At 63.6% G+C, this 22,664-nt stretch carries 24 protein-coding genes; 9 read left to right on the top strand and 15 right to left on the bottom strand.

From position 1 onward, the window contains the following. Positions 1 to 909 (bottom strand): dihydrodipicolinate synthase family protein, encoded by a 909-nt coding sequence (locus tag AC4D1W_RS01545; RefSeq protein ID WP_490897556.1) that lies wholly within the window; start codon positions 907 to 909, stop codon positions 1 to 3. A 116-nt stretch (positions 910 to 1,025) separates the two neighbouring features. Between AC4D1W_RS01545 and AC4D1W_RS01540 the strand changes: the two genes are divergently transcribed. Next, positions 1,026 to 1,514 carry a GntR family transcriptional regulator gene (locus tag AC4D1W_RS01540; RefSeq protein WP_490897555.1) on the top strand — a complete coding sequence of 163 codons (489 nt, stop codon included), beginning with the start codon at positions 1,026 to 1,028 and terminating at the stop codon, positions 1,512 to 1,514. A 47-nt stretch (positions 1,515 to 1,561) separates the two neighbouring features. Next, entirely contained in the window at positions 1,562 to 2,413 is an 852-nt protein-coding gene (locus AC4D1W_RS01535; protein WP_490897554.1) for an aminotransferase-like domain-containing protein, read from the top strand. A gap of 88 nt (positions 2,414 to 2,501) precedes the next feature. Here AC4D1W_RS01535 and AC4D1W_RS01530 read toward each other — a convergent pair whose 3' ends face one another. Next, positions 2,502 to 3,554, bottom strand: a complete 1,053-nt coding sequence (locus AC4D1W_RS01530; RefSeq protein ID WP_490897553.1) for an isocitrate/isopropylmalate family dehydrogenase — start codon at positions 3,552 to 3,554, stop codon at positions 2,502 to 2,504. Positions 3,555 to 3,652: 98 nt separating this feature from the next. Next, positions 3,653 to 5,347 carry a ribonuclease J gene (locus tag AC4D1W_RS01525; RefSeq protein ID WP_490890490.1) on the bottom strand — a complete coding sequence of 565 codons (1,695 nt, stop codon included), beginning with the start codon at positions 5,345 to 5,347 and terminating at the stop codon, positions 3,653 to 3,655. Positions 5,348 to 5,615: 268 nt separating this feature from the next. On the opposite strand from AC4D1W_RS01525, the gene AC4D1W_RS01520 reads away from it, so the two are divergent. The 3 genes from AC4D1W_RS01520 (at position 5,616) to AC4D1W_RS01510 (ending at position 8,854) form a co-directional block, all read left to right on the top strand. Next, positions 5,616 to 6,407, top strand: coding sequence for a YsnF/AvaK domain-containing protein (locus tag AC4D1W_RS01520; protein WP_490897552.1), 792 nt, complete (start codon positions 5,616 to 5,618; stop codon positions 6,405 to 6,407). 46 nt (positions 6,408 to 6,453) lie between these two features. Continuing rightward, complete coding sequence (locus AC4D1W_RS01515; protein ID WP_490897551.1) at positions 6,454 to 7,095, top strand: hypothetical protein; 642 nt, start codon at positions 6,454 to 6,456, stop codon at positions 7,093 to 7,095. A gap of 202 nt (positions 7,096 to 7,297) precedes the next feature. Further along, the gene (locus AC4D1W_RS01510) at positions 7,298 to 8,854 is read left to right on the top strand and encodes an alanine/glycine:cation symporter family protein (RefSeq protein ID WP_490897875.1); all 1,557 of its coding nucleotides are present in this window, start codon (positions 7,298 to 7,300) and stop codon (positions 8,852 to 8,854) included. A gap of 50 nt (positions 8,855 to 8,904) precedes the next feature. Here the strand turns inward: AC4D1W_RS01510 and AC4D1W_RS01505 are convergent, their stop codons facing one another. Then, positions 8,905 to 9,273 carry a DoxX family protein gene (locus AC4D1W_RS01505; protein ID WP_490897550.1) on the bottom strand — a complete coding sequence of 123 codons (369 nt, stop codon included), beginning with the start codon at positions 9,271 to 9,273 and terminating at the stop codon, positions 8,905 to 8,907. A gap of 543 nt (positions 9,274 to 9,816) precedes the next feature. Between AC4D1W_RS01505 and AC4D1W_RS01500 the strand changes: the two genes are divergently transcribed. Beyond that, the gene (locus AC4D1W_RS01500; protein ID WP_490897874.1) at positions 9,817 to 10,077 is read left to right on the top strand and encodes an HNH endonuclease; all 261 of its coding nucleotides are present in this window, start codon (positions 9,817 to 9,819) and stop codon (positions 10,075 to 10,077) included. A 13-nt stretch (positions 10,078 to 10,090) separates the two neighbouring features. Here the strand turns inward: AC4D1W_RS01500 and AC4D1W_RS01495 are convergent, their stop codons facing one another. The 3 genes from AC4D1W_RS01495 to AC4D1W_RS01485 form a co-directional block, all read right to left on the bottom strand. After that, positions 10,091 to 11,392, bottom strand: a complete 1,302-nt coding sequence (locus AC4D1W_RS01495) for a nucleotide disphospho-sugar-binding domain-containing protein (protein WP_490897549.1) — start codon at positions 11,390 to 11,392, stop codon at positions 10,091 to 10,093. 66 nt (positions 11,393 to 11,458) lie between these two features. Beyond that, positions 11,459 to 11,794: a DUF4440 domain-containing protein gene (locus AC4D1W_RS01490; RefSeq protein WP_490897548.1), complete on the bottom strand. Its 336-nt coding sequence runs from the start codon at positions 11,792 to 11,794 to the stop codon at positions 11,459 to 11,461. 93 nt (positions 11,795 to 11,887) lie between these two features. Continuing rightward, positions 11,888 to 12,652 carry a class I SAM-dependent methyltransferase gene (locus AC4D1W_RS01485; protein WP_490897547.1) on the bottom strand — a complete coding sequence of 255 codons (765 nt, stop codon included), beginning with the start codon at positions 12,650 to 12,652 and terminating at the stop codon, positions 11,888 to 11,890. Positions 12,653 to 12,809: 157 nt separating this feature from the next. Between AC4D1W_RS01485 and AC4D1W_RS01480 the strand changes: the two genes are divergently transcribed. Both AC4D1W_RS01480 and AC4D1W_RS01475 read left to right on the top strand, forming a co-directional pair. Further along, positions 12,810 to 13,208, top strand: coding sequence for a nuclear transport factor 2 family protein (locus AC4D1W_RS01480; protein WP_490897546.1), 399 nt, complete (start codon positions 12,810 to 12,812; stop codon positions 13,206 to 13,208). A gap of 236 nt (positions 13,209 to 13,444) precedes the next feature. Continuing rightward, positions 13,445 to 14,902: an FAD-dependent monooxygenase gene (locus AC4D1W_RS01475; protein ID WP_490897545.1), complete on the top strand. Its 1,458-nt coding sequence runs from the start codon at positions 13,445 to 13,447 to the stop codon at positions 14,900 to 14,902. Positions 14,903 to 14,970: 68 nt separating this feature from the next. Here AC4D1W_RS01475 and AC4D1W_RS01470 read toward each other — a convergent pair whose 3' ends face one another. The 5 genes from AC4D1W_RS01470 to AC4D1W_RS01450 are packed head-to-tail and all read right to left on the bottom strand — an operon-like array spanning position 14,971 to position 19,428. Continuing rightward, positions 14,971 to 15,684 (bottom strand): response regulator, encoded by a 714-nt coding sequence (locus AC4D1W_RS01470; RefSeq protein ID WP_490897544.1) that lies wholly within the window; start codon positions 15,682 to 15,684, stop codon positions 14,971 to 14,973. Further along, complete coding sequence (locus AC4D1W_RS01465) at positions 15,681 to 16,961, bottom strand: sensor histidine kinase (RefSeq protein WP_490897543.1); 1,281 nt, start codon at positions 16,959 to 16,961, stop codon at positions 15,681 to 15,683. The genes AC4D1W_RS01470 and AC4D1W_RS01465 overlap by 4 nt, the downstream gene beginning before the upstream one ends. Further along, a complete protein-coding gene (locus tag AC4D1W_RS01460; protein ID WP_490897542.1) occupies positions 16,958 to 17,785 on the bottom strand; it encodes a hypothetical protein in 828 nt (275 codons plus the stop codon). Before AC4D1W_RS01460 ends, AC4D1W_RS01465 begins: the two co-directional genes overlap by 4 nt. Continuing rightward, positions 17,782 to 18,714: an ABC transporter ATP-binding protein gene (locus AC4D1W_RS01455; RefSeq protein WP_490897541.1), complete on the bottom strand. Its 933-nt coding sequence runs from the start codon at positions 18,712 to 18,714 to the stop codon at positions 17,782 to 17,784. Before AC4D1W_RS01455 ends, AC4D1W_RS01460 begins: the two co-directional genes overlap by 4 nt. A 27-nt stretch (positions 18,715 to 18,741) precedes the next feature. Continuing rightward, on the bottom strand, positions 18,742 to 19,428 hold the full coding sequence (locus AC4D1W_RS01450) for a hypothetical protein (RefSeq protein ID WP_490897540.1): 687 nt from the start codon (positions 19,426 to 19,428) through the stop codon (positions 18,742 to 18,744). Positions 19,429 to 19,637: 209 nt separating this feature from the next. On the opposite strand from AC4D1W_RS01450, the gene AC4D1W_RS01445 reads away from it, so the two are divergent. After that, positions 19,638 to 19,934, top strand: coding sequence for a hypothetical protein (locus tag AC4D1W_RS01445; RefSeq protein ID WP_490897539.1), 297 nt, complete (start codon positions 19,638 to 19,640; stop codon positions 19,932 to 19,934). 839 nt (positions 19,935 to 20,773) lie between these two features. Here AC4D1W_RS01445 and AC4D1W_RS01440 read toward each other — a convergent pair. From AC4D1W_RS01440 to AC4D1W_RS01430, 3 genes are all read right to left on the bottom strand, one after another. Next, positions 20,774 to 21,496 carry an EcsC family protein gene (locus tag AC4D1W_RS01440; RefSeq protein WP_490897538.1) on the bottom strand — a complete coding sequence of 241 codons (723 nt, stop codon included), beginning with the start codon at positions 21,494 to 21,496 and terminating at the stop codon, positions 20,774 to 20,776. A gap of 253 nt (positions 21,497 to 21,749) precedes the next feature. After that, the gene (locus AC4D1W_RS01435; protein ID WP_490897537.1) at positions 21,750 to 21,881 is read right to left on the bottom strand and encodes a hypothetical protein; all 132 of its coding nucleotides are present in this window, start codon (positions 21,879 to 21,881) and stop codon (positions 21,750 to 21,752) included. A 235-nt stretch (positions 21,882 to 22,116) separates the two neighbouring features. Beyond that, complete coding sequence (locus tag AC4D1W_RS01430; RefSeq protein WP_490897536.1) at positions 22,117 to 22,662, bottom strand: hypothetical protein; 546 nt, start codon at positions 22,660 to 22,662, stop codon at positions 22,117 to 22,119. Between the last annotated feature and the right edge of the window lie 2 nt (positions 22,663 to 22,664).

The raw sequence follows: 22,664 nt of genomic DNA, 5'->3' as shown, positions 1-22,664 counted from the left end.
TCACTCCTTTAGCCCGCATCGTTGGATCGCCTCCGCTACCTCGTCGCGGCCGTCACTGTCCAGACCGTGCAGCGGCAACGGCAACGGCAGACTGGATGATGCAACCAGTCCAAGCTCCTCGGCAATTGCCGCGATGACCCGCAGACTGCCGTATCTGCGAAAGAGGCCCCATACCGGCTCAAGATCTGCCGACAGCTCCCGGGCCAAAGCTTCACGACCGGCAAGTGAGTGGTCCGCGATCGCCTTGGCGTTGGCAGGAAGAACGCCTGCGATGACCGAATACCAGACGTCACAGCCAGCGAGCAGAGATTCAGCAGCTGCCCAGTCGCCGCTGACACCTATCGAAGTGCGTTCCGGCAAGAGCCCCCGCAACTCCTTGATTCGCTCGAATTCCCGCCCAGGCTCGGGAGGCGGGATCTTGATGGAAGCAATCAACGGCATGTCAGCGACTCGCGCATACAGGTCGTTTGAGAAAGTGAAACCCGTGGTGCCTGGGTTGTCATAGACGACGATGGGCACAGAAGACGCCTCGCAAACATCCTTATACAGGCCGTACGCTTCTGCCTCCGTCAGCCGCTGGTAAGACACCGGCGCTACCAGCAACGCGGAAGCTCCTGCAGCTTGAGCATCTTCAACATGCGAGAGCACATCCCGCGTGCGGACGGCACCCACCCCGGCGATGATCGGAACTCCGTCAGCCGCATCGACGGCGGACTCCAGTACGGTCCGGCGTTCATCGCGCGACAGGTATGCGTAGTTCCCGGTTGACCCAAGCACACCAAGGGAGTCCACTCCGGCTCTTGCGGCACGGGACACAAGCAGAGCCAGGGCTTGTGAATCGACGCGGTCATCGGCCATCGGGGTGAGGGGAAAAGCACAGAGACCGTTGAACATCAGCTCTACTTTCATAGTGCGCAGGCCCGTTGGAGGAGAGGCAGCGGCATTTTGTTTCTAGTTCCGTGTTCATGCTGGCAGCGCATTTGGTCCTACACTAGGTCCAACATGGGTCAGATCGGGAGGTCCAATTGGCGGAGTCTGAACTGCCGCTCGCCCTGGAACGGGGCGCAGCCGCCCCGCTTGCAGCCCAGCTAAGCGATCAGCTGCGTAAGGCCATCCTCGCCGGGTTGCTCCGGCCGGAACACAAGCTTCCGGCATCACGTCGGCTGGCCGCTGAGCTCGGCATTTCGCGCGGCGTTGTGGTCCGGGCGTTTGAGCAGTTGACGGGGGAAGGGTTCCTCGAAAGTTCCGGTGCGGGTGGAACACGGGTGGCGATTCGTCCGGACGTTCAACATCCTGTTCTCGAGCAACGCCCTGTCGCCCGCATTCAGAAGGGCAGACCGATCATCGATCTCACGCCGGGACGTCCTTCGGGCACCCCATTCAGCGACCGCGAGTGGCACAACGCCTGGCGCAGCGCGGTATCCGAACAGCCCCACACACAGCTCCCCCCGCCTCTTGGAACGGACGCGCTACGGAACGCTGTGGCCAGCCACCTGGCTGTATCCAGAGACTAGCTGTCGAACCCGATGACGTCATCATCACGGCAGGAACAAGCGACGCCTTGCATCTCATCGTCGCAGCCCTCAGAAGCCGCAGTCGGAACCCACGGATACTCATTGAGGATCCGGGTTATCCAACAGCACGACGGGTGCTGGTCGCTGCTGGTGCCGTGGTGGAACCAGTGCCCGTGGATGAAGACGGACTCAAAGTCGCCCAGCTGGCTGGCCTAAGGGAATTGCCGCACGCCGTGCTGATCACGCCGAGCCATCAGTATCCTATGGGAGGCCGGATGCCCGTTCAGGAACGGCTGGCTCTTTTGAGTTGGGCAGCAAAACATGGAGTGCTTCTTCTGGAAGACGACTACGACAGCGAGTTTCGCCACCGCAGGATGCCCTTGCCCGCCGTCGCTTCGCTTCCATCCACAGCTGGTGTTGCCCTGCTGGGTACTTTTTCAAAGTCACTTAGTCCATGGTTGAGGTGCGGCTACCTCGTGGTCCGCGGAGATTCAGGGCGCGCTATCAAGGCGATGCGTGAAGACCTTGACACACCGGTCCCCGGTCTCATGCAGTCTGCCCTTGCCTACTACATCGAGGCCGGAGGCCTTTCACGACATATAACCAGGGCCCGCCGCGAGTATGCGCACCGCAGGTCAATGCTTCTGGACCGTCTAGGTGCCCATCCAGAGCTTCACCTGGCGGCCCTTGACGGCGGGCTTCATGCGGTCTTGCGTCTGCAACGAAAGGACGCGAACGAACTGGCGGATGAGGCTCTACGGCGAGGAGTCCGTACGGCCACATTGGCCGCCTACTATGCCGACCGAGCGCCCGAAAACGGCCTCGTCATCGGTTACGGCGCCCCGAGCGACCTTCAACTCGCCAAGGCCCTCAACATCATCGTTGACCTGCTGGCATGAGTACGTGATACAGGGAGCGGACGGGTAGAGCGGGGGCCTCGCAGGTCGCGTTCCGGCTGGAGAAGCGGTTGCGCGGCGGGCTCGTCGCTTAAGACAAGCGGGAGAGCACGGCGGCAGCGAATTCCGCGGTGGTTGCGGTGCCCTTCAGATCCGGAGTGGCAGTGCCGTCCGCGAGGGTGCCTTCGAAGGCCGAGGTCAAGGAGCGGGCGGCGTCGGCCTCGCCCAGGTGGTCGAGCATCATTGCCGCCGCCCACAGCGCTCCGACCGGGTTGGCGATCCCCTTGCCCGCGATATCCGGAGCCGATCCGTGCACGGGCTCGAACATCGACGGGTACCGCCGCTCGGGGTTCAGGTTGGCGCTCGGCGCAATGCCGATGGACCCGGCAACACCCGCCACGAGATCGGAAAGGATGTCTCCGAACAGGTTCGACGCGACGATGGTCCGGATGCTCGTCGGCTTCATGACCACCCGGGCCGCCAGGGCGTCGATGAGTACCTTTTCGACGACGACGCCGGTGAACTCCTTGACCGTCTCGGCCACCACTTCGTCCCAGAACGGCATGGTGTGGATGATGCCGTTGGACTTCGTCGCAGAAACGAGCCGTCCGCCGCGTTCGGTGGCAGCGTTCGCGGCGTAACGGGCGGCCCGGGCGATGCCGCGCCTGGTGAAGACGCTTTCCTGGACCGCGAACTCGCCCTCGGTTCCGGTGCCGAATCTCCCGCCGATCTGGGAGTACTCGCCTTCGACGTTTTCGCGGACCACCACGATGTCCAGGTCCTCGATGCCGGGCATGGCACCGGTGACGCCGGGCAGCAACCGCATGGGCCGGAGGCTGATGTACTGGTCGAACTCGCGGCGGATGGGGATGAGCAGTCCCCAGAGGGTGACGTCGTCGGGCACGTTCGGGGTGCCTACCGCGCCGAGGTAGATGCCGTCGCCGTCGCTGAGCTGCTCGATTCCGTCGACCGGCATCATGCGGCCCGTTGTGCGGTAGAGGTCGCTGTTCCAGTCGCGGATCCGCCACTGGACGTCGAAGCCATAGATCCCGGCGACGGCGTCGACGCACTGCATTGCGACGTCGGTGACATCGACGCCAATGCCGTCGCCGGGGATCGAATCGATGACGTAACTGCGGCTCATGTGCATCCAATCGTTCGAACGTATTGGAAGAGCATATGCCGATCAGACCGGCAGGTTCAGGCGGGCCGCCTCAACGAAAGAGGCGGCCCGGTTCATACTCAGGCGTCGACGATGATGACCGTGACCACGGGCTTCCGGCGCAGCGAGCGATCGGACCAGCGGACCAGACCGTCAGCAATGGCACGCTCTGCATCCGGGCCCGTCTTTTCGCCCTTGATCCCGGCGAGAGTCTTCTCGACAATGTCGGTCGCCTTGCCCAGCTCGCCGTCCTTCGGGGCCCAGCCCACGGGGAAGAACTCGGGATCCTCCTCCAGGCGTCCGGTGTCCGGGTTGACGATGGCCAGCACGGTGAGCGCGCCGTCCTCGGCGAGGCGGATGCGGTCCTGGAGGGACTCCTCGGTCGCGGCGCCGGCCACCATGTTCTCGACGTAGACGTAATCGGCGGTGACCTTGCCGGAGACGCGCGCAACGCCGTCCTTGAGGTCGATCGTGGTGCCGTCCTCGACAACGAGGGTGTTCTTCGGCTCCACACCGGTCTTGATGGCCAGCTCGGCGTTCGCCTTCAGGTGGCGGTGCTCACCGTGTACCGGCATGACGTTGCGCGGCCGTACGAGGTTGTAGCAGTAGACGAGCTCACCGGCGCTGGCGTGACCGGACACGTGGACCTTCGCGTTGCCCTTGTGCACCACGTTGGCGCCGAGCTTGGTCAGGTCGTTGATAAGCCGGTAGATGGAGGTCTCATTGCCCGGGATCAGTGAGCTGGCCAGCAGCACGGTATCGCCCTGGGTCAGGTCGATCATGTGGTCCTGGCTCGCCATGCGTGCCAGGGCAGCCATCGGCTCGCCTTGTGACCCGGTGCAGATGATGACGGCCTTCTTCGGATCCATCTTGTCGAGTTCCTTGAAGTCCACCAGCAGGCCGCGGGGCACCGTCAGGTAGCCGAGCTCGCGTGCGGTCTTCATGTTCCGGACCATGGAGCGGCCCACGAAGGCCACCTTCCGCCCGTACAGGTGCGCGGCGTCGATGACCTGCTGGATGCGGTGGATGTGGCTGGCGAAGCTGGAGACGATGACCCTGCGAGGGGCAGTGCGGAGCACCTCGTCGATGGCCGGCGCGAGATCCTGCTCGGAGATCTGGAAGCCGGGGACGTCGGCGTTGGTGGAGTCGGGCAGGAAGAGGTCCACGCCTTCCTCGCCAAGGCGGGCGAAGCCGGCAAGGTCGGTGATCCGGCCGTCCAGCGGAAACTGGTCCATCTTGAAGTCGCCCGTCGCCAGAACAAGTCCGGCGGGGGTACGGATGGCCATCGCGAGACCGTCCGGGATGGAGTGGTTCACCGCAAGGAATTCCAGGTCGAAGGGCCCGAACTTCTTCCGGTCACCCTCCTTCACCTGCACGGTCTTCGCGGTGATGCGGTGTTCCTGCAGTTTGGTCTTGATGAAGGCCAGCGTCAGGCGCGCGGAGATGATGGGGATGTCGGCCCGCTCGCGGAGCAGGTACGGAACAGCGCCGATGTGATCCTCGTGCCCGTGGGTCAGCACCAGGCCGACGATGTCGTCGAGGCGGTCCCGCAGGTAGGAGAAGTCCGGAAGGATCAGGTCCACTCCCGGGTGGTGTTCCTCCGGGAAGAGCACGCCGCAATCCATGATGAGCAGCTTGCCGCCGTATTCGAACACGGTCATGTTGCGGCCGATTTCCTCGAGGCCACCAAGCGCAACGATGCGCATGGCACCCCTGTCCAGCTTGGGAGGTGTCTGGCCTGCTCGTCCTGAGGAGTGGCGTGAAGTCCTGGTCATGGGATCCGATCTCTATGTCGGGCGGCAAAGCCCGGAGCTCAAATACCGGCGGTAAGGTGCTTCGTGGCGTGGACGCCCTGCTGGGGGCCGATAGCCCGCGCTGGATCAGCGCCGGCGGGACGGCATTACTTTGTACCGACTTTATCAGTACGGGATGGGAAGCCGACGACGGCGGAGGCTGGTCTCCTCATCTCCTGGAAGGACGCTCCGGCATTTCGTAAGGTAGCCTAGTAATCAGCAGGCTTGCTATCTCACGAAGGAGACCATCATGATTTCCCAGGACAACATTTCCCAAATCCTCGAATCCGGCGGCAAAGTCATCGACAACGACGGCAGCAGCGTCGGCTCCGTCGGCCAGATCTACGTCGACGATCACACCGGCAACCCCACCTGGGCCACCGTCAACACCGGCTTCTTCGGCATGAACGAGTCCTTCGCACCGCTTGAAGGCGCCACACTTGAGGGCAACGACGTCCGCGTCGGATACTCCAAGGCCAAGATCAAGGACGCACCCAACGTTGCTCCTGACGGTCACTTGAGCGAACAGGAAGAGGCCGAACTCTACCGCTACTACGGCCTCTCGACCGGCAACTATGACACCGCCGATTACGGCACCGGAACCACCGGCGGCTACGAGTCTGACCGCGACACCGTCGGCCATGACACCTCCGGCCCGACCACGGACGACGCAATGACCCGCTCGGAAGAGCAGCTCCGCGTGGGCACCGAACGCCGTGAAGCCGGCCGTGCCCGGCTGCGCAAGTTCATCGTCACGGAGAATGTCACCAAGACGATCCCGGTCCAGCGCGAAGAGGTCCGCATCGAGCGTGAACCGATCACCGACGCCAACCGGGATGAAGCCCTCGCCGGCCCCGCTATCAGCGAGGAAGAGCACGAGGTCGTCCTCCACGAGGAGCGCCCCGTAATTCAGAAGGAAACCGTACCGGTCGAGCGGGTCCGCCTGGACAAGGAAACCGTCACCGAGCAGCAGACCGTCACCGAGGAAGTCCGCAAGGAGCAGATCGACACTGACGACGTCGAAGTCCGCAAGGGACGCTAACAATCGCTCCCCATCCCTCGCACGAAGACAGATTTTAGGAGAGACCATGAGCACCAGCGCAGGATCCGCCCATAGCGGATCAGACGGTATCGACCGGGACCACACCCGGCGTAATGACATCGACCGGGACCAGCGGGACCACCTGCTGGAACGGGAGAAAGAAGAATTCGGCGGCGTCAAGATCGGCTCGGCCTTCTTCGGTTGGCTCACCGCCACGGGAACCGGCGTGCTGTTGACCGCACTGGCCGCCGCACTCGGCGCAGTTATCGGCAATGCAACGAACACGAACGTGGCGGGCGAAGCCACGCAGGACCCGCAGACCGCCGGAATTATCGGGGCGATCATCCTGGCCGTGATCCTGTTCCTCGCCTACTTCTGCGGCGGTTACGTCGCAGGCCGGATGGCGCGGTTCAACGGTATGAAGCAGGGCATCGCCGTGTGGGTGTGGGCGATCGTTATTGCGATTATCGTCGGCATCCTCGGTGCGATCGCCGGCGACCAGTTCAACATCCTCGCCCAGCTCAACACGTTCCCGCAGATCCCCACCGCGGAGAACCTGACCACAGCAGGCATCATCTCGGCACTCGTTGCCGCGGTCGTAGCACTCGTCGGAGCGATCCTCGGCGGCCTGGCCGGCATGCGCTTCCACCGCAAGGTCGACAAAGCCAACCTCGTCGACAACCGGTAACCCTCAAGCTCCAGCTTGCCTTTCGGCCCACCTCCTTCCCAGGAGGTGGGCCGATTGCGTGTGTGGGAAATGCCAAATGGACTAACACTGATGCTTTGTGAGAACCTTCACAGGTTTTGGTGTGGTGCCCGCCACTACGTCCACCGACGACGGCGGCACCCACCGCATCATTCACGCTCTTTCCTGGAGGGATCCCACACTTATGAGCGATGTCCTATCGGCTATCAACGGCGTTATCTGGAGTGACTGGCTCGTCTATCTCTGCCTCGGGACCGGCGTCTACTTTTCCGTCCGCTCGCGCTTCCTGCAGGTGCGGCACGTCAAGGGAATGATCCAGCAGCTGGTTCGGGGTGAGCAGTCCCCCTCGGGCGTCTCCTCGTTCCAGGCCCTGGCGATGTCTCTGTCCGGCCGCGTCGGCACCGGCAACATTGCCGGGGTCGCCACCGCGATTGCCTTCGGCGGGCCGGGCGCCCTGTTCTGGATGTGGGTGGTCGCCTTCCTGGGCGCGTCGACGTCATTCATCGAGTCGACCCTTGGCCAGATCTATAAGACCCGCGACCCGCTGACCGGCGAGTACCGCGGCGGCCCGGCCTACTACTTCTCCCGCGCGTTCGCCCACACCAAGGGTGCCGGTTTCTTCAAGGTCTACGGTTACGTCTTCGCCGCCGTGACCGTTTTGGCTGCCGGCGTTCTGATGCCGGGTGTCCAGGCCAACTCGATGACCACCGCCATCGGTGGCGCATGGACCATCCCGCCGTTGGTCGTTGCCGTCGGTTCCGTCATCGCACTGGCATTTGTGATCATCGGCGGCGTGAAGCGTATCGCCAGTGTGGCGGCGTTCGTCGTACCGTTCATGGCTGTCGGCTACATCGTCCTTGCGTTGATCGTCGTCTTCATCAATGCCGCTCAGCTGCCGGAGATCATCTCCCTGGTGTTCCGCAGCGCCATCGGAATGGATTCGGCACTCGGTGCCGTCATCGGGCTGGCCGTGATGTGGGGCGTGAAGCGCGGCGTCTACTCGAACGAGGCCGGCCAGGGAACGGGTCCGCACGCCGCGGCCGCCGCCGAGGTGTCGCACCCGGCGAAGCAGGGGCTGGTGCAGGCCTTCGCGGTCTACATCGACACGCTGTTCGTGTGCTCGGCCACCGGCTTCCTGATTCTCTCGACCGGCGCCTACCGCGTCTTCTCCGGAGGCACCGAAGACGGTGAGGTTCTCGTCGAGGGCGGCCTGCTGTCGGCCACTGCCACTGTCGGGCCGCAGTTCGTGCAGACCGGGTTCGACTCCGTCTTCCCCGGTTTTGGCGCCGCGTTCATCGCGATCACGCTGATCTTCTTCTGCCTGACCACGGTCATCGCCTACTACTACATGGCGGAGACCAACCTGCGCTTCCTCGTAGGCAACGCCTCGAACACCATGATTCCCGGCCTCCGGGCCAGCGTCGGCCGCGTGACCACCATGGCCCTGCAGGTGACGATCCTCATCGCCGTAGCCTACGGCTGCGTGAATACGGCCGCCGACGCGTGGGCGATGGGCGACATCGGCGTTGGCCTCATGGCCTGGCTGAACATCATCGGCATCCTGATCCTGCAGAAGCCCGCCTTCAAGGCGCTCAAGGACTTCGAGGCGCAGCAGAAGCTCGGCCTCGACCCGGTCTTCGACCCGCGGCCCCTCGGCATCACCGGAGCCACCTTCTGGGAGTCCTACAAGCCCGCAGGCCGGGAAAAGGACGATCGCGAGAAGGAATCCGCGCGGAGCTAGTAGGTAGTGCATCGTGCGCCGCGTTGTTCGCGGCGCACGATGTCCTCAACTCACAAAGCCCACTCTGTGGCACGGCCCCACGCCACGAACAGCGCCAGCAGCAAAGCCGCGATGTTAATGCCGAACCCTTTCTCGCCACGCGAGATGTGAAAAGCAATCGAAAGAGCCATAATCAGCGCCAAGCCAATGGCTGCTGCCGGAATCAGGAAAGTGGCTGTCCGGAAGACCCCGGGAAGGATCAACCCCAGGGCACCAAGGATTTCAAACACTCCGGCAGTGCGCGCATAGCCGGGCTTGTCACTCGCCCAGGTGAGTCCCTGTGCCTCCAGTTTCTCAATCGGCAGGAACGTCTTCGATATTCCAGCGGCGAGAAAGAAGGCCGCGAGAGCACCGGCTATTATCCACAGCGCAATATTCATCTCTTCACTCCTGTGCCCCCGACACGGCAAGCATGCGCTCATTCGGCCGCTTTAGCCATGCATCGGCGGAGGGCGCGTAGACAGCCAACGACGGCGGCGAGAACCTACCGCTGGCCCGGCGAGGTGCCTGGTGACCGCTATGCCGTTGGAGGTTCTGGGGCCGGCTGCGTGCTCTAATATTGCTGACGACTTTTGGGGGAGATTACGAATGCACGGTGTTGAGCAGTGAGCGAGCTCGGTCGGATCTATTGGTCGAGAAAGCTCCTGAAGCTGAGTTATTCACTTGTCGTTCTCTGGCTCGGCTGGTCTATTGTCAGCCCGCTCCTCAGCGGCTCGTTGGTTTCCACGCCTCCCTCCGGTGCCTTGGGAGTTTCCGCTGCATCGGACGTTCTGCTTTCCCTCGGTCAGCAAGTGCTGGCAGCAGCTGCGACCCCTGGTCTAATCCTGCTAGGGCTCGGAATTACTGCGGCAATCATCACTTCCCGCGATGTGCGACGTCGCGATCCCGTTCGGCGCTTCACGAAGCAACAGCGGCGTGAAGGGATGGCCCGAGCGGGTGGGCAATGTGAGCTGGGCGTTGGCTCTCGCCGCTGTTCCCGTCCGGCTGAGCATGGGGACCACTTCTATCCGTGGTCCAAGGGTGGGTCGACCACCCTGCAGAACTTCGTCGCGGCGTGCAGCAGGTGCAACCGTTCCAAGGGAGCACGTATCCCCTCTCCGAGTGCGCAGCGAAGGATTGAACGACGACGCCTTCTCGCTGGTCTCGACTCCCCAGAAGCACTTGTAGGCCAACGCTCGCCGTAACCCGCAGCCGGCTTCACCGCGTTGGCTGAATCTCCTCCTCAACCAGGTCCACCAGCGCATCCACCCCGCGCGACGCCGTGATCGCCTTACCGATCCTGCCCGCCGCCTCACGGTAGGACGGATCGGCCAATACCTTACGCACTGCCTTGGCGACGTCGTCGGGCTTGGCACGGTTGGTGTGCAGATTGATACCGGCACCTGACCAAGCGACGCGGGCACACACCTCCGTCTTCTCCTCGCTCTGGCCGGCGACCACCAGGGGCACGCCGTGGCGCAGAGCGAACTGCACTCCCCCGTAGCCGCCGTTGGTCACGAGGACGCTGGTCTTCGGGAGGAGCTCGTCGTACGGGAGGTAGGAGGAGATGCGGACGTTGTCGGGTAGCGCTCCGGTGAGTGTGTCCTCGGGGCGGCCGCCGGTGCTGACGACCACGAGGACGTCGTCGTTCGCGAGCCCCTCGATGGTGGGGCGGATGAGGTCGTTGTAGTCGCGGTTGGCGACTGTTCCCTGGGTGACGTGGACGACCGGCCGACCAGAATCGAGATCGTCCCACCACTCGGGCAGCACCACCTCCGCGGATTCCTTCCCGCCGCCTTGCGATACCGGCCCGACGAAGTGAACATTGTCCGGTAGATCGGAGCGCGGGTACTCGAACTCGGGGACGGTGAACTGGGCGAGAATGTCGGCCCGGCGCGGCCAGTCCATGAAGAAGCCGGGAAAGCCCTTGCGTGTCACGCTGCGCGCCACTTCATTCGCATATTTCTGCACCGGCCCGAAGATGACCTTCTCGGTCACCCCTTTCATTGCGCGGTTGCGGATGCGGCCGATGGGTCCGGGCATGGGTCGGATGCCGAGGCCGAAGGGTGCGGTGTCGCGGCTCGTGAGGCTGAGAGGCGTAATGCCGCAGCTCACGATAACCGGGCGATTGGCTCGCGGCGTGTTGAGCATGAGGGCAGCACCCATGAAAAGGGGGTCGGAAAGCACAGCGTCGGTGGGCGTGGCGCCGAGGGCCGACTGGACGGCGTCGTACTGGGGTTTGCCGGGGCGCATAAAGATGTGGGTGAGGTCGTACCGGATGCCTTTCGGTCCTTTGAGGCCAACGCGGCCAGGGAATTCCTCGTCGGGGTTGGTGTCATCGAAGTCCGCTTCGGCCGGCAGCGGGAGAAACGTAGCTCCGGTGGCGGCGACGCGTGAAGCGTAACGCTGACCGGTGAGGAAACGCACGGTGTGGCCGCGGTTCACCAGCCCGGCGGCGACCGCGAGCATCGGGACGACGTGCCCGGTGACAGGGCAGGAACAAACGAGTACCGATGCCATGACGGACTCCTAAACAAGTGGATGCGTTGCATACCAGTAATCACCCGACCCCTTGGGAATTTCTGGTTATACGGCTCCCCCGAAGTACACCTCAACTTCGCGTACCAGTCCGTCCTGCACTCGGCTGGCTTCGACGTTGCGGTAGGTGCGTCCGGCGACGTTGTACTCGTACCGATGAAGCACGACGCCGTCAATCTCGACGATCTGCAAGGTTGTAGGCGGTGAATCGAAGTGGTCAGCCGTTGGGAAGCATCTCTCCAGCCAGGTGTCTCGATCGAGGTGGTCATCCTGCGGGCTGGTGAAGGTGAACTCATCCGACATCAGAGACAGAGCAAGGCCGGCGTCCTGCTCGCGGAAAGCACGAATGAATTCGAGAACGGTCCCCTGCAGCGAAAGAGTCATTCGCCGATTTTGTTCCCGGCAACCCCGCATGTCCAGTGCTACCGGCCAACGCCAAGGTCTGATCAATAAGGTTCGAGAGGCACAACCAGGATTTCAGGCCTTCGCGAGCACGATTGGCTGGTAGTAGCCGCTCACGTCGGGCATGAGCCATTCGACTGCGGTGAACCCGGCCCCGATCAGCAGGCTTTCGAGCTCCGTGCGTTGCAGAGCACGGTAACGGGTCGTACCTGAGCGAGCTTGCCATGATCCGGCCGCATCTTCGCTGAAGATGAACAACTCGATGTCCACGTACGCCGCATCCGGCGACCACCGCCAGGCCTGACCGGACCCATGCCGTGACCCAACCTCCCCGTGTACCGAGATCGGCACCCCGTCGGGCCAAGTGCGTCTCAGCGCGTCATAGTCGCGAAGGGAGACGAGCAATAGGCCGCCGGGTTGCAGGCACGCACGGACACTGTGCAAGCCACGTTCCAGGTGCTCGTCAGTCAGCAGGTGCGGTAGTGCGTTGTCGCAGGAAATGACCACGTCAAAGCTCCCTTTGACGTGGTCACGGACCTCGCGGACGTCGCATACCGTGAAATCGACGTCGATTCCCCGCCCGGCCGCCTCCACCCGGGCACGATCAACTGCCGCCTTGCTCACGTCGGTGGCTGTCACGGCGTATCCAAGCGACGCCAGCGGCAGGGCCTGGGTACCGATGCCGCATGTGCAATCCAACAGACGCCCCGCGATGATTCCCCGCTGCGCGAGAATGTCAGCTATGACTCGCCCATGCCACTGAGCCGCGGACCACCAGTCCTCGAAGAGCAGATGATACTCAGACGCGAGGCTGTCATAGAACTCCTCCGGGGTAGCCATCTACATGCGACCTCGCATTCTCAATGTGACTGGCCTGGGATGCGTTTCATCATTAAGCCTCGGCCGTCACGTGGCAATGCAGGTATAAGACTCAACCCGGCCGGGACCTCGCCGTGGCCGGGTGCCGGGTGCCGGGTGCCGGGAGCATACTGGTGGGATGAGCGACCGTGCCGATTTCCTGAACTGGGTGAAAACGGAGCTGCACGATGCCGAACTCGCTATGCACAACGGTGATGCCGCCCCACGCAGGGCGCTCTGGTCGCGCAACGAACCCGTGAGTGTCCTGGGCGCGTGGCGCAATGCCTTCGGACAGCAGGAACTAACCGAATTGTTCACCGGCCTTGCCGAGCAGTTCTCCGACTGCACCTCGTACAGATTCGAGCTGCTCGCCTACGACGTCGTGGGTGACATGGCATATACAGCCGGATTGGAACATACTTCAGCCTCCGTCGACGGCGAACCTCGCAGCTATGTGCTCCGGGCAACGCAAATCTATCGACGCGAGGACGGTGCTTGGAAGGTCGCCCACCGGCACGGCGATACGGTGGCTGGCTGATGGCGGCGAACAGCCGCCAACTTCGACTGGTAACAAGATAAGGGCAGCAGCACAACCAAGAGCCCTGTCGGGGTGCTGATGCTCCTCACGCCGGCGGAACGGCGAATTCACGCGTCCCTTCCATTTCCAATGTACCGCTGGCGAGGGGGCTTGCCGCAAGACCCGGGTCATGCCTCACACTGGCTCGGATGCACCGGGAAGCGGTGCCCTTGAACGGCTGTAGAGGCGGACTTGAAATGGCTGACGTAATCATTGCCGGAGGCGGTCCGACTGGGATGATGCTGGCCGGTGAGCTTGCCCTGGCGGGCGTGAATACAGCGATCGTGGAGCGCCGCCCGACACCGGAACTGGTGGGTTCGCGCGCGGGCGGCTTCCACTCGCGCACGATCGAGATCCTCGACCAACGCGGGATCGCTGACCGGTTCCTCGCCGAGGGCCAACCCGTCCAGGCGGCGTTCTTCGGGACCACGATGCTGGACATGAGCGACTTCCCAACCCGACACCCGTACACGCTCGGACTCTGGCAGAACCGTATTGAGCGGATCCTGGCCGGCTGGATCGAGGAGCTGGGCGTGCCTGTCCATCGCGGGCTGGAGGCGGCCGACTTCGCCCAGGATGACAGCGGCGTTGAGGTGCGCCTCTCAAACGGCGAGCCGATGCGCGCGCTATACCTGGTGGGCGCGGACGGCGGGAGAAGCGCTGTGCGCAAGGCCGCCGGAATCGACTTCCCCGGCTGGGATGCCACGAGGAGCAGCCTGATCGCCGAAGTGGAGGTGACCGAGGAGACACCGAAAGGCATGCGCATCGACGAGGTGGGCGTCCACGGTCTCCACCTGATGGAGGACGGGCAAACCACGCGGGTGGTCGTCACTGAGAAGCACCTTGGACCGGCGACCGAGCCCGTTCTCGCCGACCTCGCCAAAGCGCTGACCGACATCTATGACACCGACTTCGGAGTCCACTCCCCGACCTGGATCTCGCGGTTCACCGACGGCACACGGCAAGCCGCGGCCTACCGCAGCGGCCGCGTGCTGCTGGCCGGGGACGCCGCGCATATCCACTCTCCCTCCGGCGGTCAGGGAATCGGGCTCGGCATCCAGGACGCCGTGAACCTCGGATGGAAGCTCGCGCAGGTGGTCAAGGGGGTTGCTCCGGACTGCCTGCTGGACACCTATCACGCCGAGCGGCACCCCGCCGGGGCCCGCGCGCTGAAGCACACGATGGCGCAGGCCCTCATGCAACGGGCCGATCCGCGCGTCGGCGCGTTGACCGACACCGTAGCCGATCTGCTGACGATCGACGAGGCACGAAAACGGCTGGCCGGGCTCATTTCCGGCCTGGACGTCCGCTACGACCCGGGTGAGGGGCACCCGCTGCTCGGCCGCCGCATGCCCGACCTCGACATTGTCACCGCCAAAGGCCCGCAGCGCGTGTTCACCCTCCTGCACCATGCCGGTGCAGTACTCCTCAACCTCGGCGCACCGAGCAGCATCGACCTGGGACCGTGGGCTGGCCGGGTGCAGTTGGTGGACGCAACATACGACGGCGGTTGGGAACTCCCGGTGATCGGTTCAGTCAGCGCTCCTACCGCAGTGCTGATCCGACCCGACGGACATGTGGCATGGACGGGAGACGGAACTCAGGCAGGGCTGGAGGAAGCACTGTCCCGATGGTTCGGACCTGCGCTGCGCTAGCGAACCGCCGGCTCGAGCACCGCCGGAAGGTGGCCTGCTCCCGGCGACGTGGCAGGCGTGGGCGCGAACTACGCCCGATCCGCTGCTCGCGCCAGCGTATCCCCGGCCGAGACCACACCGGTTTCGTAACCGAGGACCACCGCGTGCACCCTGTCGCGAAGGTTCAGTTTCATCAGGATGTGCCCCACGTGCGTCTTCACGGTGGACTCGGACAGGAAGAAAGCACGGGAGATTTCCGCGTTGTTCAGGCCCCTGCCCATGGCGGCGAAGATTTCCAGCTCCCGCTCGGTGAGCACAGAGAGCCGTGCGTCCCTTCGCGGCGCGGCCTCAGGAACACCGTCCGGCAGTCGGTTCCCGAAAAGTTCCAGCATGCGCCGGGTGATGCGGGGAGCCACGACTGCGTCTCCGGCTGCCACTGTCCGGATCGCCTGGGTCAGCTCCGCGGGCCGGGCGTTCTTGAGGAGGAAGCCGCTGGCTCCCGCCCGCAGACCGGCAAAGGCGTATTCGTCCAGATCAAAGGTGGTCAGGATGATCACCCGGGTGGCGGTGCACTTCCGCACAATCAGCGACGTCGCCTCGATCCCGTCCATCCCCGGCATACGAACGTCCATGATGACGACGTCGGGCTGCAGCTCCACCGCGAGCGCCGCTCCCGCTGCACCGTCGTCGGCCTCGCCAACCACAGTGATTCCCGGCTCGCTGTCCAAGACCATGCGGAAGCCCATGCGGATGAGCGGCTGGTCATCGACCAGCAGTACGCGGATGTCGGCGTCGGTGTTCATGACTCCCCCATCAAAACTGGCAGCACCGCGTGAACCCGCCAGCCGCCGTCGGGAAGCGGCCCAGCCGACACATGCCCGCCATGCAGCGCGGCCCTCTCCCCCATCCCGATGATTCCCCGCCCCGTTCCCACGGAGGGTGCGGGCGAGGTGCGCTGGCGGCCGTCGTCGTGCACTGTGACAGTCGTTTCCGTGGCCAGGTAGACGATTGAGACGGACACGGTCTTCGGCTCGTTCGAGTAGCGCAGCACGTTGGTCAGCGCTTCCTGGACTATGCGGTAGATGGTCAGCTCGCGTGCGGGGTCGGACGGAGCGACGCCGGTCACCGAGTAGCGGATGGGTAGGCCAGCGGCTCGGAACCGCTCGATGAGCAGGGAAAGCTCGCGGGTTCCGGGCGCGGGTTCAAGTTGGCCGGTTGCCTCAGATGACTCGCCGAGGACGGACAGCAGACGCCGCATATCGCCGATCGCTGACCGGCCGGTTTCGCCCAGCTGCTCGAGTGCTGCCTTGGTGCGCGCTGGATCCCGTTCGGCGGTGGCGGTGGCGCCGTCCGCGAGCGCGACCATGACGGAAAGGCTGTGCGCAACGATGTCGTGCATCTCCCGGGCGATGCGGGAACGTTCGGCAAGCGTGGCAAGCTGCGCCTGGCTGTCCCGCTCGCGCGCGAGCTGCTCGGCGCGCTCCACAAGAGCTCGAACACGCTCGGCGCGGGCATAGGAGTATGAACCGAACATCACAGCGGCGGCCATGCACAGCGCGAAGATGAGCAGCAGATTCCACTCGTCGTAATTCTCGCCGACCTGGGCTACCACTGTGTGCAGCTCCGGAATCCACAGCTGCAAGCCGGCGAATCCGACGGCGAACGCTGCCGCCGTAGCGAGCCACGCCTGCCGGGGTGAACGGTAGACGGCCACTGCGTACAGCGCGATCGGCACGGCGAGGATGTCCACACCGGCATCGAGGGACCAGGTCAGCACGGTGGTCAAAACAACGACGACGGCAAGCACCGTCAGCGGATAATGTCGCCTGAACAGCAGCGCGCCTCCGGTCAACAGAGCGACAACGATGTGCCACGCGCTGATGCCAGGCACACCGGTTGCCAGCCCTATGGCCCGGCTGAGTACCAACGGCACCGTGTAGGCCAGGGCGACAATACTGTCCAGCAGCCAGGGTCTGGATTCAAGCAGGCGGCGTGCCCGCGGCACTCCCCCGGAGTGCAGGGCTTCCCCGGCCGGCAAGGTTTGGGCCCTGCCGACCGGGGAAATGCCCGCCTCTGTCATGCAATGTCTCTCTTCTTGAACAGCACTCCGGCGACAACGGCCGAGATGACTGCCCAGCCCAACAGGATGAGCAGACCGATAAGGACAGTGGGCCAGCCGATGCTCTCGACAGACTGGTACACCATCTTACCGGCGGCGGAGGGCAAAATCTGGGCGATAAAGCCTCCAATTCCGGGGACCAGGGACACCAGTCCGGGCGCGAAGAGGAGCAGGCCCAGCATCACGCCGCCACCGGAGGCGGTGCTCTTGAACAGCGATCCGAGTGCAGTGGACAGCACCGCGATCAGACCGAGGTACACGGAGCCACCGAGGATCACCTGGATGGTCTGGACATCCAGAATGTCGGCGCCAAGACCAAACCGCGCCAGGACGGGCTGGACACTGAAGAACGAGATCAGCGACGAAACCAGGCCCAAACCAAATCCGGCAACGGCGCTGACCAGCAGCTTCGCGGCATACACCGGGGTACGTTGCGGGACGGCGGCCAGCGTCATGTTGAGCAGGCCCGGTCCGCGCTCGGCGCTGATGATCAGCACCCCGAGCACGGCCACCACGTACTGGGCGAACGCGTAGCCGAACGCAAGGGACGTAAGACTGGGGTTCTCCCCTGCCTGGTCGAGAATCACGCCGCGGGGATCCGGGTTCACCTCCGCGGGAACCACCGCGAGCGCCAGAATGAGTCCGGAGGACAGCAGGAAGATCGATAGCACCGTCAGTCCTGCCGCCCAGTAGGTGGAGCGCAAGGAGCGGAGCTTGATCCATTCGGAACGCAGGAGGTGTCCCAGGGTCGGGCTCCGTCGGAGTGGAGGAATTGTGGTTGTCATGGTGTGCTGTTCTCCTTGCTGTCCAGCGGTGTCTGGTACTCGACGGCGCTGCGGGTGAGGGACATGTAGGCCTCTTCGAGTGAGGCTGTGTGGGTGGTGAGTTCGTGCAGGAGGATGCCCTGTGCTGCGGCGACGCCGGAGACGGCAACCGCCTCAAGCCCGGTGACTTCGAGGCCGCCGGAGTCGGTGCGGGTGACGGTCACGCCCGGCGCAGCCAGTGCCTCGGCCAGTCGGCTGGGATCGGTGGCCCTGACCAGCACCCGGCTCTGGTCCGTGCCCGCATCGAGGACCTCCGCCATGGAGGAGTCCCGGATGATCCGGCCGCGGCCGATCACAATCAGGTGGTCGGCGGTCTGCGCCATCTCGCTCATCAGGTGTGATGACAGGAAGACCGTCCGGCCCTCGTCGGCGAGCCTGCGCAGCAGCAGCCGCACCCAGACCACGCCATCCGGATCGAGCCCGTTGATGGGTTCGTCCAGAATGAACGACGCCGGGTCCCCCAGCAATGCTGCAGCGATCCCCAACCGCTGCCGCATGCCGAGGGAGAACGTCCCAGCCCTGCGGCCGGCGACATCTGCCAGACCCGTGGCGTCGAGTACTTCGAGCACCCGCGTGCGGCCGATGCCGTGGGTAGCGGCGAGCGCCTCAAGGTGCGCCTGGGCTGTCCGCCCGGGGTGGATGTTGTTCGCATCAAGCAGCACTCCGAGCTCATGCATGGGCGTTGCGTGCTGGTTCATCCGGTTGCCATTGACGGCGGTGCTTCCCGCCGTCGGCAGGTCCAGTCCGGCGATGGCGCGCATCGTCGTCGTTTTTCCTGCTCCGTTGGGACCGAGGAAGCCGGTGACCTTCCCGGGCTGCACGGTGAATGAAATGTCGTCGACGGCGGTGTTTGTGCCGAAGCGTTTGGTGAGGTTGGTGACCTCGATCATTGGATCGTCTTTCTCTTTCGTGATTCGTTACAGTGCGCTTGATCGCGTCTTGTGGGTACCCGCCGAATCGGACTGCGGGCGCGTGGCCCCATAGGCAATCCAGGCGCCTGCGGCGGCTATCACCAGTGCGCCGAGGACCTGGGTGGAGAGGCTGGCTCCGGTGATGACCATGCCCATGGCTCCGAGGACGTAGAAGGTGACGGTGCCGGCTATCCAGAGCCCGCCGGCCCAGGCAGGAAGCGTGTCTGATTTCCACACGGCCACTCCCAGCAGCACATTGCCTACGAAGGCGAGGAGAAGTCCGAGTAGATACGTGAACATCATGGCGTCGGGAAACTGCAGGTCCATGACCCCTGGCACTCCGTTCAGGTAAGCGCGCCCAACAGCAGGCGTTGTAAACGTCGAGAGGCTCGCAGGCACCATAAGCAGTGCGTGACCGAAAACGGTGGCCACCATTGCGGGCAGCCCCAGTCTGCCGGTCTTCCCGGCAGCGAGGTAGGCACCCAGCGCGAAGACGCCGAAGATCGCCAGGATCGTTCCGCCGGTGCTGCCGACCACATGGCTGACCAGGTAGGACGGCTCGCTGACGAATCGGGCCCACGCTTCGGGATCGGTTTCCTGGTCCGGCTGGGGCTTCAACGACGACCAGGCGGTAAGGAGTCCGTAGACGGGCAGGGCGAACAAACCTGCGCGGATCCAGTGGGTGGTGCTCATCAGATATTCCTTTCAGGGAGTGGAACTCCTTGATGAAGTTCCTCTTCGAGATTAGGAAGTCCGCGTGCGGGGGTCGTCGGACACAAGTGCCGTTGTTTTCGGGCGGGCGGTACCTGGGTACTAGGCCCTGTTTGCTTTGAGCCAGCTGGCGGTATTGACAGCTACGCCCCATAGGGGAGCATCAGAGTACGACCGATGCGGAGGACACCATGGCAGCGAACGACGGCGACGCGAACGTACCGATCCAGGTCGAGTTGGTGCCTGACGCTTCTACTGATCCCGCTGCCTCGCGGATCCCCCGCGCGGTTGCGGCAGCAGCGATCGCACCCGGTGCGGTGGCTGCGTTCTTCGCAGCCGACGACGCCGAGAGGTCGGTCTACAACGACCCTGCCGCTTTGCGCGCTGGTGGGTCAGGTGACACCTATACGGGCGCTGCGGCTCCCGGTCCCGAGATGGACTTTCCCGCGTCCTACGACAGCGGTGGTGCAGACGGCGGTGGCGAGTAGGTCTGTCGGGGGTCAGCACCCCAGACGTGAGTTCTGCAGTAGTGGCCCTTCAGATCCGGAGTGGCATGCCGTCCGCAAGCATGCCCCCGAAGTTCGACATAAGGGACCGCTCGCCGAGGTGATCAAGCATCATCGCCGTCGGCTACGGCTGCGTGAACACGGACGCCGACGCGTGGGCCACGGGCGACATCGGGGTTGGCCCCATGGAGTGCTTAACATCATCGGCATCCTGATCCTGCAGAAGCCCGCCTTTCAAGGCGCTCAAGGACTTCGAGGCGCAGAAGGAGCTCGGCTTTGACCCGGTGTTCGACCCGCGGCCCCTTGGCGTCACCGGGCCTATCTTCTGGGAGTCCTGCAAAAAGGCCGACCGCAAAAAGTAATCCGGGCGGAGCTAGTGCGCGCAACAGGGCGTGGCGCTATTGCGCGGCGCACGGTGCCCACGACGACGGCGGTGGTCCGATAGGACGGCCGCTCTTACGCCGTTCTTTTCTGAGCCGTAGTTTGCTTGGATCGCCAGGACTGCGTCGATGAGCGCCGCTTCAATCTGCGCTTTCCTTCCTCCGGACCAAGATTCCCACTCTTCCCGTGGCAGCTCAGCGTTCAATCCCTCAAGCAGTTTTTGCAGATCCTCATCCTTCACGGCATTCCCCATATCTCGTCCTCAAGAAGGCGTCATTGCCCCCTCTTCACCTTACTCACAGGATCAGGGGCCAAAAGGTTGACTTCCCGCACGGATCCTTTCCTGCTCGAACCAGCACATCACCGCGGTGGTTCCAGTGCCTCCACCAGCGCATCCACCCCACGGGAGCACCGCCCACGAGAGCGTCGGCCCTACTCCGTCAGTCGGCTGGAAACATCGAGCTCGCGGTACGGCCGATCAAACCGGTCATAGTCGCATCCACGCCTCCGCCGACTACTCCACCGACAAGGGGTACCCCCTTCACCAACGTGATCAGCGAACGCTTCGAACCATACTTGGCAAGGAGCATGAAGCCGACCTTCTTGTTTATCTCGCGAATGATCGCAATTGGTAGCTTCTTGATCGCATGAATCAGTACCTTCTCGCCTGCTTTGATGCCGATTGTCTTGGCGATGTTCTGCGCATTCGAACCTACCGCGATCAGGGTGGCGACCGTACGAACGTGCGGATCGCCGGGGTCGTATCCACGTAGATATGCGATGCCTGCGGCGAGACGTGCGTTAATTACAAGGGCACCAGCCATATTGGCAGGAATCATCACGGGCATCGCAATGAAGCCTCCCAGCCCGGTCAAGAAACCATTGACGCCGGCCGCTTCCACCGACTCGACAGTCAGCCTCTTAATTGCCTTTTCGACATCGTCTCGCTCTTCCGGAGAGAACGTCCTAGTGGGTCCCTCGTTCGGCTTGTAACGCGTCCCTTGAACACGAGCGAGCCTGTCCTCAGCCCATCTAACTGATCCCGTCAGCGGTCCGACGCCGGTGTCGATCACCTTTCCGACCAACGTCTGAAGCTGTTGAGACGCCTTTTCCGCAGCAGTTATCGGTGTTTCTTCGGGGTCAAGCTGGGTAGTGTCGCTCAAGGCGGTTCCTCTCGAATGTTCGTGCCAACTGGACACAAGGGGCAGCGCGCAGTTGTAGAGTGTCCTTCTCACCTGGTGTGATCGACAGTCTCATTCGCAGAGTGGCGAACCGCAGAATCGCGCGGCGAATGGGGACGGTAGCCGCTCGCAACCTCCCCCAAGTCAGGGAGCGTTCCATCATTGTATTCATCCAGGACGCTTGAAGAACTTCTGACTCACCCGTTCGCTCGGATCGCATGCTCCACAAGATCTATCAGTGCGTCGACGCCTCGCGATCCCCGACGGCCTTGCCGATGCGCTGCCCGTGCTGCCGGTAAGACGGGTCGGCGAGGACATTCCACACGGCTCTCGCGACGGATCCCGACCGGACCCTTGAGTTCGACACGGTCGGGGAACTCTTCGTCCTGTTTGGTGTCGTCGAAGTCGGCCTCGGGGTGGCAGATGTAGGAAGGTAACTCCGGAGACCGCGAGCAGCCGGACGACATGCCCGGTGATGGGGCAGGAACAAACGAGTACCGATGCCATGGCGGGCTTTGGGCGAGGAGGGTGCGTTGCAGCTCAGGTTTCGCCGAAGCCTTGGGAAGCCACGATCGGCAGCAAGAGGGTGGCCTGATGGTGAATCAGCTTCCTGGCCGACGATTTGCCCGAGGCAGAGGGCGAACATTCTGGTTGTCGAGCGTCTTCGCATCGTCGATGCGGACGGTCTCGGTCAACGTTCTCATCAACCAGACCAGGCGGACGGCAGCGGCGGCTAGGAGTAGGAACGCTGTTTCCATGAGCCATGGCCCGAACCATACGAGATTGAGAATGGGAGCGATCGCGGCGAGGAAGGCCAGGCCTGCTGCTCCGAATGAAACGGATATTACTGACGACCAGTTCCGCCGCAAGTATTTTCCGGACTTCGCACGGAACAGCCGTTGGGAGTTTCCTGAAGCGGTCAAGCCAAATACTACGACCACACCGGCAAACCCGGCGACCAGGCTCGCGGCTCCAGCAACACCAATGTAGAGCGTCAGCGCATCCCCGATTTCGGCGCTCTGCAGGTCAGACCAGATGTTGGGAATCACTCCGAAGTGTGTGGCTAGAAAGTGAGCGAGGCAGAGCACCAAGACGCTGAGGGTGACGAAACCCGGTTTGTCCTCAAGAAGCGCCCTGATCGTTTTCATGG

This window comes from Arthrobacter sp. TJ-170 (genome assembly GCF_058269305.1).
Note: the sequence above shows the minus strand (reverse complement) of the source record. Positions and strands in the feature narration are given on the sequence as shown.